Origin of the sequence: Pseudorhizobium marinum (assembly GCF_000705355.1) — a bacterium.
GTDB lineage: Bacteria > Pseudomonadota > Alphaproteobacteria > Rhizobiales > Rhizobiaceae > Neorhizobium > Neorhizobium pelagicum.
In genome coordinates this window covers 40,575-51,153 of sequence record NZ_JMQK01000029.1, presented here as the reverse complement: position 1 = coordinate 51,153, position 10,579 = coordinate 40,575, and the positions used below count along the sequence as shown (strand labels likewise).

Annotated in this window: 12 protein-coding genes; 4 read left to right on the top strand and 8 right to left on the bottom strand. The window is 63.6% G+C overall.

The window, feature by feature from the left end; all coding sequences use genetic code 11:
- Positions 1–287: 287 nt before the first annotated feature.
- Positions 288–878, bottom strand: coding sequence for an ATP-dependent Clp protease proteolytic subunit (locus tag EO99_RS0123295; protein ID WP_029620966.1), 591 nt, complete (start codon positions 876–878; stop codon positions 288–290).
- Positions 879–1,165: 287 nt separating this feature from the next.
- Here EO99_RS0123295 and EO99_RS0123290 point away from each other — a divergent pair, with 287 nt between their 5' ends.
- The gene (locus EO99_RS0123290; RefSeq protein ID WP_029620965.1) at positions 1,166–1,753 is read left to right on the top strand and encodes a HupE/UreJ family protein; all 588 of its coding nucleotides are present in this window, start codon (positions 1,166–1,168) and stop codon (positions 1,751–1,753) included.
- 65 nt (positions 1,754–1,818) lie between these two features.
- Here EO99_RS0123290 and queF read toward each other — a convergent pair whose 3' ends face one another.
- The 6 genes from queF to EO99_RS0123260 form a co-directional block, all read right to left on the bottom strand.
- The gene (queF, locus tag EO99_RS0123285; RefSeq protein ID WP_029620964.1) at positions 1,819–2,283 is read right to left on the bottom strand and encodes a preQ(1) synthase; all 465 of its coding nucleotides are present in this window, start codon (positions 2,281–2,283) and stop codon (positions 1,819–1,821) included.
- Complete coding sequence (locus EO99_RS0123280) at positions 2,280–3,200, bottom strand: cation diffusion facilitator family transporter (RefSeq protein ID WP_029620963.1); 921 nt, start codon at positions 3,198–3,200, stop codon at positions 2,280–2,282. Before EO99_RS0123280 ends, queF begins: the two co-directional genes overlap by 4 nt.
- A 157-nt stretch (positions 3,201–3,357) precedes the next feature.
- On the bottom strand, positions 3,358–3,660 hold the full coding sequence (locus EO99_RS0123275; protein ID WP_029620962.1) for a HigA family addiction module antitoxin: 303 nt from the start codon (positions 3,658–3,660) through the stop codon (positions 3,358–3,360).
- 26 nt (positions 3,661–3,686) lie between these two features.
- Positions 3,687–3,968, bottom strand: coding sequence for a type II toxin-antitoxin system RelE/ParE family toxin (locus EO99_RS0123270; protein WP_029620961.1), 282 nt, complete (start codon positions 3,966–3,968; stop codon positions 3,687–3,689).
- A gap of 91 nt (positions 3,969–4,059) precedes the next feature.
- Complete coding sequence (locus EO99_RS27715; RefSeq protein WP_156034987.1) at positions 4,060–4,206, bottom strand: hypothetical protein; 147 nt, start codon at positions 4,204–4,206, stop codon at positions 4,060–4,062.
- Positions 4,207–4,283: 77 nt separating this feature from the next.
- Positions 4,284–6,473, bottom strand: coding sequence for an anthranilate synthase (locus EO99_RS0123260; RefSeq protein WP_029620960.1), 2,190 nt, complete (start codon positions 6,471–6,473; stop codon positions 4,284–4,286).
- A 280-nt stretch (positions 6,474–6,753) separates the two neighbouring features.
- Between EO99_RS0123260 and EO99_RS0123255 the strand changes: the two genes are divergently transcribed.
- Entirely contained in the window at positions 6,754–7,752 is a 999-nt protein-coding gene (locus EO99_RS0123255) for an extensin-like domain-containing protein (RefSeq protein ID WP_029620959.1), read from the top strand.
- A 376-nt stretch (positions 7,753–8,128) separates the two neighbouring features.
- Here EO99_RS0123255 and EO99_RS0123250 read toward each other — a convergent pair whose 3' ends face one another.
- On the bottom strand, positions 8,129–9,025 hold the full coding sequence (locus EO99_RS0123250; protein WP_029620958.1) for a LysR family transcriptional regulator: 897 nt from the start codon (positions 9,023–9,025) through the stop codon (positions 8,129–8,131).
- A 104-nt stretch (positions 9,026–9,129) separates the two neighbouring features.
- Between EO99_RS0123250 and EO99_RS0123245 the strand changes: the two genes are divergently transcribed.
- Positions 9,130–9,807 (top strand): peroxiredoxin-like family protein, encoded by a 678-nt coding sequence (locus EO99_RS0123245; RefSeq protein ID WP_029620957.1) that lies wholly within the window; start codon positions 9,130–9,132, stop codon positions 9,805–9,807.
- 87 nt (positions 9,808–9,894) lie between these two features.
- The gene (locus EO99_RS0123240) at positions 9,895–10,566 is read left to right on the top strand and encodes a glutathione S-transferase family protein (protein ID WP_029620956.1); all 672 of its coding nucleotides are present in this window, start codon (positions 9,895–9,897) and stop codon (positions 10,564–10,566) included.
- Positions 10,567–10,579 lie beyond the last annotated feature (13 nt).

Below are 10,579 nucleotides of genomic sequence, written 5' to 3'. Positions count from 1 at the left end.
TCGGTCATCTGTCCTGCTTTGATGGCGTCACATCGTCGTGCGTGGAAGCCGCGCACTGCAGTCCGATAGCCGGAAGAGATCGCCGCCCTCGAACAGAGCGATCAGAGCTACCGCTGGATCTGATAGGGGTAAAACACCCGTCCGAAAAGCCGACAATCCACCAATTAGGGCCAGCGAAACAGGTCGCCCCCACCGCAGACGGCGGGAGTGCCCCCTGCCCCCTATGACAAGAGCCCCGCCGACGTCTGCCGGCAGGGCTCTTGTTCTGGGACGACAGTCGGAGAAGCCTACTGGATCTCGGACTGGTTGGTGATCACGCGGGACGCGAGGCCGTAGGCCACGCCGTCTTCCGCCGACAGCCAGTAGTCACGGTCGATGTCCTTGGCGATCTTCTCTTCCGTCTGGCCGGTGGCCTTGGAGAAGATCTTGATCAGCCGCTCGTTCATCTTGATGATCTCGCGCGCCTGGATCTCGATATCGGACGCCATGCCGCGCGTGCCGCCGGACGGTTGGTGCAGCAGGAAGCGCGTGTTCGGCAGGCAGATGCGGCGTTCCTTCGGAACCGAGACATAGATGAGCGCGCCGGCCGAGGCGACCCAGCCTGTGCCGATCATCCAGACCTTCGGCTTGATGAACCTGATCATGTCGTGGATCGAGTCACCCGATTCCACGTGACCGCCGGGCGAGTTGACGTAGATGCGGATGTCGTCATCGCTAGCAGCCGACAGCGCCACGAGCTGCGTGCAGACCTTCTGCGCCAGCTCCTGGTTGATCGGGCCATAGATGAAGATCGAACGCGACTTGAAGAGGTTCGCTTCCGTTTCCTTGCCGAGCGGCAATTCCTTGACCTTGTCGTCGTCGTCGTTTTCGTCGTGCATCAGCATCTCCAGCATGGAATGTGTCTCCACGGACATAATGCGTTCGCCAGCGTAAAACAATGCGCGAAAGCGAGTTAGCTCCGTCTCGCCGTGGCGTGGTGAAGAACTTCTTCCCGGTGCGGGCGCCGTCGCAGCCTCCCCATGCCGCCTGTCCTCTAAGTCGTTCGACGTAGTGGAAACGGTACCGCCACAGGCTTTGGCCATGGACAGGAAAATCCCAGCTGCTTATCGTCGCCGGATACGAACGGACCGACGCTTCGGCGGTTGGAGACATTAGAGGGGATTCCATGTTCAGACGACTTTCGCTTGCCGCCATCATGTCCGCGGCCACTGCCGCACCCGCGCTTGCCCATCTTGACCCGCAGGCCCACGGCTCCTTCATGGCCGGCGTCTCGCATCCGCTCTTCGGCGCTGACCACATCCTCGCCATGGTCGCCGTCGGCCTCTGGGCCAGCCAGATCGCCTCGGACGCCGGCCGCCGTTCGGCGCTCTGGGCCGTGCCGGCAGCCTTCCTCGGCACCATGGCGCTCGGCTATGCGGCCGCCGTCGCCGGCATGGGTCTGCCCTTCGTGGAGCCGGCCATCCTCGCCTCCGTCGTGGCGCTCGGCCTGCTGGTGGCCATGGCGGCAAGGCTGCCCGTTGCCGCATCGGCCGCCGTCGTCGGCATCTTCGCCCTCTTCCACGGCCACGCCCATGGCGGCGAGCTGGGCAGCGCCGGCGCCCTGCAGTTCGGCATCGGCTTCGTCCTCGCAACCGCCCTGCTGCACGCGGCCGGCGTGGTCCTCGGCCTCGGCATCGGTCGTTTCGCACCGGTCGCCACCCGGATCATCGGGGCGCTGACGGCGCTTGCCGGCCTCTCGCTCGCCTTCGGCTGAGCGGCTCGATCCAGGAAATCAGGAAAAAAGGGCGCCTTGCGGGGCGCCCTTTTTCGTAGATGTGGTTAGCCGCGCCCGCGGTATGTCGGCACGCCCTGATCCGGCAGCCAGACGCCTTCCGGCACCGCACCGGTCTGCCAGAACACGTCGATCGGAATGCCGCCGCGCGGATACCAGTAGGCGCCGATCCTGAGCCATTTCGGCGCAAGCAGGTCAACGATCCGCTTGGCGATATAGACAGAGCAGTCCTCGTGGAAGGCGCCGTGGTTGCGGAACGAATGCAGGAAGAGCTTCAGCGACTTCGATTCCACCAGAAAGCCGTCCGGGATGTAGTCGATGACGATATGCGCGAAATCCGGCTGCCCCGTCATCGGGCAGAGCGAGGTGAACTCCGGCGCCGTGAACCGCACCACATAATCTGTACCCTGGTTGCCGTTCGGCACTTTCTCCAGAACCGCGGCTTCGGGGTTCTGCGGCGTCTCCACCGCCTGCCCGAGCTGCGAAAGGCTCGAGGTATCGGTCATGCTCATGGGTCTGTTCCTTCCAGTTTGACTCTTATGCCGTGCGCCTGCTCGCTTTCCGGCTCCACGTGAATGGCAAGGCTGGCGCCCGGTATGGCCTGCTTGATGGCATCCTCGAGGCGGTCGCAGATCTCATGCGCCCTGGCAACCGCCATGTCCGACGGCACCACCAGATGGAAATCGATGAAGGCCGCCGATCCGGCACGCCGGGTGCGCAGATCGTGCACCCCGAGCGATCCGGCCGAATGGGTGGCGATCGCCGCCCGGATGGTCTCCTCCTCCTCCGGCGTCACCGCCCGGTCCATCAGCCCGCCCAGCGAGTGCGAGATCACCTTGTAGCCCTGGTAGAGGATGTTGAGCGCCACCAGGATGGCCATGACCGGATCGAGGATCGCGTATCCGGTCAGGATGGCGAGGATCAGGCCGACGAAGACCCCGGCGGAGGTCACCACGTCGGACATGATGTGATGCCCGTCGGCAGAGAGCGCCGGCGAGCGGTGCTTCGCGCCGACCCGGATCAGCGCTGTCGCCCAGACGGCATTGATCACCCCGGCAAGCGCGTTGATCGCAAGGCCCAGCACCGGCGCCTCGGGCAGCGTCGGGGAAAACAGCGCCCCCCAGGCCTCCTGCACGATCAGGAGTGCGGCGACGATGATCAGCGCGCCCTCGACCACCGCCGACATGTATTCGGCCTTGTGATGCCCGAATTGATGGTCCTCGTCGGCGGGACGCTGCGCATAGCGGATGACGAAATAGGCGATGAAGGCCGCCACCACGTTGACGGTGGATTCCAGCCCGTCCGACAAGAGCGCCACCGAACCGGTAACCCACCAGGCGAGCATCTTCAGCCCCATCACCCCGAGGGCGAGCGGAATGCCCCAGAAGGCCAGCCTTTCGACGATCGGATCGGTTCTCGTGCCCACCATGACGGGTCATGCCTTTGCGAACGAATTGCAGGAGCAACGCCCCAGAACGGCGAAACCGCCCGGGCCAGGCCCGGACGGTTTCGTATGGTCGGCGGTATGGCTCAGCCGGAGCTATTTGTCAAAGCGTCAAGTGGCTCATCCACGATCGGGACTGCCGCTATGCGGCGTGCTCGTACTGCGAAATCTTCTCCAGCTCGCCCTTCAGCGCCTCAGCCTCCTGCTTCAGGTCGAAGCTGTTCTGGAGGTTCATCCAGAACTCGGGCGTCGTCCTGAAAAATCGGGCAAGCCGCAGCGCGGTATCGGGCGTGATTGCCGTCTTCTCCGCAACGATCCGCTCGATGCGGGTGCGCGGCACATGGAGCTTCTTGGCAAGCCCATACGGCGACATGTCCATCGGCAGGAGATAAAGATCCCTCAGGATCTCTCCTGGGTGAATCGCCGGAAGGTTGCTGACACTCATCTCCATCTCCTCATCGCCACGATCCGCTAGTGGTAGTCCGTGATCTCGACCTGCTCCGCGCCCGCTTTGGTCCAGACGAAACAGATACGCCACTGCTTGTTGATCCGGACCGAATATTGGCCGTCTCGGTCGCCGGAAAGCCGCTCCAGGCGATTTCCCGGCGGCGACCGCAGGTCTTCCAGCGAACTTGCTGCATCCAGTACTGTCAGCAACAGCTGCGCCCGGCGCACGAGATCGGGAGGAAAACCCTTCTTGACGGTGCCAGCCGCTATGGATTGGGTCCGAGCGTCGCGGTAACTGCAGATCACCCTCACATCCCCTTTCTGGTATCATAACTCGATACCAGAAAATGTCAACGGATGTATCACCACATGATACGGAAGACGATGGTTGTGCCCGCTATTCCGCAGGCTCAGCAGGATTGGTCTGCTGGTCGCCCGCGACCGGCGGGGCCCGCAGGTTTTCATCCGTCTCCGGCCACATGGTCAGTGCCATGACGACCACGACCAAACCAACCACCATCCAGATCAGCGCTTTTCTGCTCATGTCTCTTCCCGTTCGGTTCGTGTTTCCACGCCCCTAACAGGAAGATAGACAAAAGGTTGCCGCCCGTAAGGTGGAGCTCACGCCGCCTCCACCTTCCGGCGCCGGGCGAGGTTCGCCACCACGTTCTCGATCATCCGCATGCCGGCATCGTGGCCGAGCGTCATGATCGATTCCGGGTGGAATTGTACCGCTGCGATCGGCTCCTTGACGTGCTCGATGCCCATGATCGTGCCGTCCTCGCTTTCCGCGGTGATGGTGAAGTCGGGATGCAGCGACCGCGGGTCGGCAAAGATCGAGTGGTAGCGGCCGACCGTCACCTCGCGCGCGAGGCCCGAGAAGACGACGCCCGGTTCCAGCACCCGGATGCGCGACGGCTTGCCGTGCATGGGAACCGCCAGATGCCGCAGTTCGCCGCCATAGGCTTCGGCGAGCGCCTGCAGCCCGAGGCAGACGCCGAAGATCGGCAGCCCCTTGGCCCGCGCCGCCTTGATCGTCGCCTTGCAGTCGAAATCCTTCGGATTGCCGGGTCCCGGCGACAGCACCACGAGATCCGGATCGATGCGGTCAAAGATTTCCTCCGGCACCGGCGTGCGTACGGTCGAGACCTCCGCCCCTGTCTGCCGGAAATAATTGGCAAGCGTGTGAACGAAACTGTCCTCATGGTCGACGAGCAGGATGCGCACGCCCTTGCCGACGGGGGCGACGTCCCGCACCACCTTCGTCGTATTGCCGGCGCGCGCGTCGCGGATCGCCGACAGCATGGCGGAGGCCTTCAGTTCCGTCTCCGCCTCTTCCTCGGCCGGATCGCTGTCGTTGAGCAGCGTCGCCCCCGCCCGCACCTCGGCGATGCCGTCCTTGATGCGGATCGTGCGCAGCGTCAGGCCGGTGTTCATGTCGCCGTTGAAGCCAACCATGCCGATCGCCCCGCCGTACCAGGCACGCGGGCTCTTCTCGTGGTTCTCGATGAAGCGCATCGCCCAGAGTTTTGGCGCGCCGGTGACGGTGACGGCCCAGGCGTGGCTGAGGAAACCGTCGAAGGTGTCCATGTCTTCGCGAAGCCGCCCCTCGATATGGTCCACCGTGTGGATGAGCCGCGAATACATCTCGATCTGCCGCCGGCCGATGACCTTGACCGACCCCGGCTCGCAGACCCTGGACTTGTCGTTGCGGTCGACGTCGGAGCACATCGTCAGCTCGCTCTCGTCCTTCTTGGAATTGAGAAGCTTGAGGATCTGCTCAGAGTCGGCGATCGGATCCTCGCCGCGCTTGATGGTGCCGGAGATCGGGCAGGTCTCGATGCGCCGGCCCGAGACCCGCACGAACATTTCCGGCGACGCTCCGACCAGATATTCCTGGTGGCCGAGATTGATGAAGAAGGAATAGGGCGACGGATTGATCGCCTTCAGCCGGTTGGAGATCTCCGACGGCTTGCTGTCGCAGCGCTCCAGGAACTTCTGGCCCGGCACCACCTCGAACAGGTCGCCGCGGCGGAAGCTTTCCTTCGCCTTCGTCACCAGCTCGGCATATTCACCCGGACGATGATCGCCCTTCGGCGGCGTCACGGTGGTACGCTGGAACGGCTCCGGCGCAATCTCCTGATCCTTGCCCTCGGTCGTCACCCCGTCCTTGGCAAAATCATAGCGGTCGATCCAGGCCTTCGCCGCATGGTGGTCGACGACCAGGATCTCGTCGGGAAGGAACAGCACCATGTCGCGCTGGTCCTCCGGCCGCTGCATCGACAGCTTGATGGAATCGAACTGGAAGGCGAGATCATAGCCGAAGGCGCCAAACAGGCCGATCGCCGAATCCGCCTCGGAATGGAAGAGGTCGACCACGGCGCGCAGCACGGTGAACACCGTCGGCATCTTCGACCGCTCTTCCTCGGTATAGACCCGCGAGGGCTCGTTGATGGTAAGGTCGAGGCGGCGATCGGTGAGCGCGCCGAGCGTCAGCTCGTCGACACCCTTCAGCTTCTCCACGATGAAGCCGAGCAGCACTTCGCCGCGCCCGTTGAAGGCCTCGATCCAGACGCTGCGGCCATGCGAAGAAATCCCGAGCGGCGGATCGACGACGGCCGTGTCCCAGCGGGTATAGCGGCCCGGATATTCGTAGTTGGAGGAAAACACGGCGCCGCGCCGCTCGTCGAGCTTGTCGACATAGCTGCCCACCGCATCCGCATAAGGGGTGGGACGCCGCGCGCGGCTGACGGCGATGCCGCCCTTCGTCTCGTAGGTTTCCGAACCGTCGTCCCGAATGATCGTCACCATTTCCTGCTCTCCGAAATCTGTCGCCCGGGACCCTGCGGCGAACAACAAAAAAGCCGCCTCGGTTCTCGGGCGGCTTTGGGGTCTTGTCGAATGGACATGACTGGTCAAGGCCGCGTCAGCGTGCCCACCACCAGTTACCGATGTTCATCGAATTGATCATGGGCGAAGAGATAACCCGGACCTTGCGTCTCCGCAAGTGGATTTCCTCTGCGATGGCGATGCGACCAAAACCCCTCCCGCCGCGTTGTCCGGTCCCGGACATCCAACGGAGCAGCCCTCGATGCAGCGTTCCCTCCTTCTTCTTCTGCTCGGCTTGCCGATCATGATCGGCGCCTCCGATTTGCCCAGCGACGGGCCTGTGCCGAAGCCGAAGCCCGGCGAAGCGGCCACCTCGGATGCCCCGCCCCCACCGGCAACCGCCCCGGAGGACGACGATGACGCCGCCTCTCCGGCAACTGAGAAGGAGGACGCCGAGGCCGCAGCGCCCGCCGCCGAGGACCCGCAGCCAAACCCGGCCACGGAACCGGTCTCCGAGATCCCGACACCGGAGCCGAAACCCGAGGCCGAGACACCGGAGCCCGCCGCCGCCGAGAAGCCGGCGGGCGAAACCCCGGCGACGCCAAAGCCCGGCCCCAGCCAGCCGGACGAGATGAAAGCGGAAGACAAAAAGCCGGAGGAGCCGAAGGAACCGCCGCCACCGCCCCCGCCACCGGTCGAGAAGGAGGATCAGGCAGCCCTGAAGGCCTGCCTGGCCGATCTCGCCACGCTCGGCACGAAGTTCGAAACGGCGGCACGCATCGATGAGGGCGACGGCTGCGGCATCGACCAGCCGATCGAGGTGGCGGAAGCCCTGCCAGGCATCGATACGGGCGGCGCCCAGATGCGCTGCGAAACCGCCCGCGCGCTCGGCCACTGGCTGAAGGACACGGTCCAGCCGGCGCTCCGGATCGCCATGCCTGCACGCCGCATCACCGGGCTGACCACAGGCTCCACCTACGCCTGCCGGCTGCGCAACAGCGCCTCGACCGGCAAGACGTCCGAACACGCCAAGGGCAACGCCATCGACATCGCCGCCTTCCGGCTCGACGACGGATCGGAGGTGACGATGAAGCCGCGCACCGAGGACGGCACCATGGAAGGCGCCTTCCAGCGCACCGCCTCAGCCGGCGCCTGCCTCCACTTCACCACCGTCCTCTCCCCCGGCAGCGATCCCACCCACATGGATCACCTGCATCTCGATGTGCTGGAGCGGAACGGTGGGTACCGGTATTGCCGGTAATGAGCGCAAGGGTGAAGCGTCTGTTTTGCGCCAATAGGGGACATCGTCAAATCTGCGATGGCCCCTAGAGCGGGGCTTATCAAAGGCAGTCCGCCCTGGAGGGAGAGATAAGCCCCCGTCGACCAACGCGCCAATTGCGGGCTGTACATCGGGCTCTGTGTCTGGTCGCCATCTGATCAGAAGGCAGAGGAGCAAGCGCGTCGAGAAAAGAAAATCATAACAAGCCCAGGACGTTATATCTCACTCCGAAGCGCGTGCTGGTTGATCCGCTGCTCATCCGAAACCGATGGGCGGCATCTGCGATCACCCTTGGCAATTACAGATGTTCGCTGTCTTGGAAAAACAGGGTTTCGACCCAAGCCCTCCGCAGCGTTGATCAGGCCCGGGCGCCGAGCGAAGCTGCAAGGTGTTCAACTATCGCCCGAACTTTCGCCGACGGCCTGGGCCCTGCCGGGAAAATGGCATAGACTTCGGCCGGATCGAGACGGTAGCCATCCAGCAACTGGGTCAGCTGTCCCATGCGCAATTCTTCCTTGACCATGATGCGGGTCGCGAGTGCTATGCCGAGCCCTGCTACGGCGGCCGCCAGAATGCCCGGTGCGGAGTTGATCCAAAGTTTTGCCGGGACATCGACGGAGGTGACGGTCTGGTCGTGGGTGAAGCGCCAGCTCTCGCGACCGAACAGGCCATGCTGCACGATACAATGATGTCGTGTCAGTTCGGACGGATTGGCGGGCGCGCCATGTGTTGCGAGATAGGATGGGGCCGCGACCACCAGTCGCTCGACCAGCGCAAGCCTTCGGGCGCCGAAAGTGGAGTCTTCCAGCGGTCCGACACCGAGGCGAATGGCGACATCGACCCCATCTGTCACCAGGTTCTGGCGGGCATCGCTCATGATCATCTCGACCCGCAGATCCGGATGTCGGGCGAGGAAGGTCGCCAGCGCCGGAATGACCTCGCGCACCCCATAGAGCACCGGCATGGCGAGGCGAATGACGCCGTGCAGCGAGTCCACGCCACGGGTAGCCTGTTCAGCCTCCTCCATCTCTGCGAGCAGGTACTTCGCCCGCTCCAGATACAAGCTGCCGGCTTCCGTCAGCGAAATGCTGCGGGTGGTTCTCAGCAGCAAGGTCGTACCCAGCCGCGCCTCCAGATTACCGAGGATACGCGAGATCGAGGGCTGCGAGACTTCCAGTTCGCGCGCCGCCCGCGAAAGACTACCGCCTTCAGCCACGCGGATGAAAACGGCCATTTCCTGCCAGCGATCACTCATTCGAAATTCGGATATATGTTCTGCATGTTGGATGGATACCCCAATTTCTCCGGATAGCCTAACTGTTAACTCACGACGACGCCACAGCGAAACGGAGAATGACAATGAGGCTTCAAGACAGGCTCGACGCGATGCGTGCGGACTTCGAGAATGGACGCTTCCCGCTGGTGCCGACCCGTGACCAGCTCGACACGATGGAGCGCGCGACCCAGTCACTGGTCGAGAGCGGGCAGGCCGATAGGGCCCTCAAGGCGGGTGACATCGCACCCGGTTTCACGCTGATGGATGCCGATGGCAACAGCGTGAGTTCACAGGCTATCCTGGCGCGGGGACCGCTGATCACAACCTTCTACCGCGGTGTGTGGTGCCCCTATTGCAACTATGATCTCCAGGCGCTCGAGGACCTCAGACCGGAGATCGAAGCGCGGGGTGCGAGCCTCGTCGCGATCTCGCCCCAGATGCCGGCGAACAGCCGCAAGTCGCAACGCGACAACAAGCTCGGTTTTCCCATCCTGAGCGACGTCGGCACGACCGTCGCCGCCGCCTTCGGACTGCGCTTTCGCCTGCCGGACGATCTGATCGAGGTCTACCGGCAGTTCGGCAACGATCTGCCGAGGATCAACGACGATCCGGCCTGGGTGTTGCCGATGCCGGCTCGGTACGTGATCGGGACGGATGGCGTCATCGCCTATGCGGAAGTCAATCCCGACTATACCCGGCGTCCCGAACCATCCGACCTGTTGCCGATCCTCGACCACCTGCGTGTCGGCTCCAAGGGCTGAACCCGCACACATTCTCATGATCGGCTTTGCCGCCTTGTCGAAGACAAGGCCGGCCGCTCCGATCGACCATGCAAAGGAGCACATCAAATGACCATCAAGATTTTCGGCGATGCCGGCTCGGGTAGCCTGCGTCGCGTGACCACTGCCGCCAAGATCATGGGTATCGAGATCGAACGGGTGAACGTCGATCTGTTCAAGGGCGAAAGCCAGACCGAAGCGTTCAAATCGCGCCTCAATCCCCACGGTTTGACGCCGGTCCTAGAAGACGGCGACTTCATTCTGTACGAGGCGGCCGCGATCAACCTGTATCTGGCCGGCAAGGTAAACTCGCCGCTGCTCGGAACGACGGAGAAAGAGCGCCTCGAGGTGCTTCAGTGGATGTTCTGGTCCGGCGAGCAATGGCGCATCTTCGCAACCACCCTGTTCGACGAGCGGGTCGGGAAGACAGTCATGGGATTACCACAGGACGAGGCCGTTGTCGCGTTCGCGGAGGGTAAGATGCGGGCCGCCGCGAAGGTGCTCGACAAGCATCTGGAAGGCCGCAAGTTCATGGTCGGCCAAGCTCTGACCCTTGCTGATTTCGATGTCGCCGGTCCCTTCTCGCAGATCGATCGTTCCAGGCCGCCCCTTCGGGACTACCCGAACCTCATGGCCTGGCACGACAATCTTCTCCAGTCGGTGCCGGAATGGGCGCAGACGAAGGCCGAGGTCGACCACCGCATCGACAGCTTCCTGGCGAGCGTCGGCGTGACGCTGTGAACGGAGAAAGATC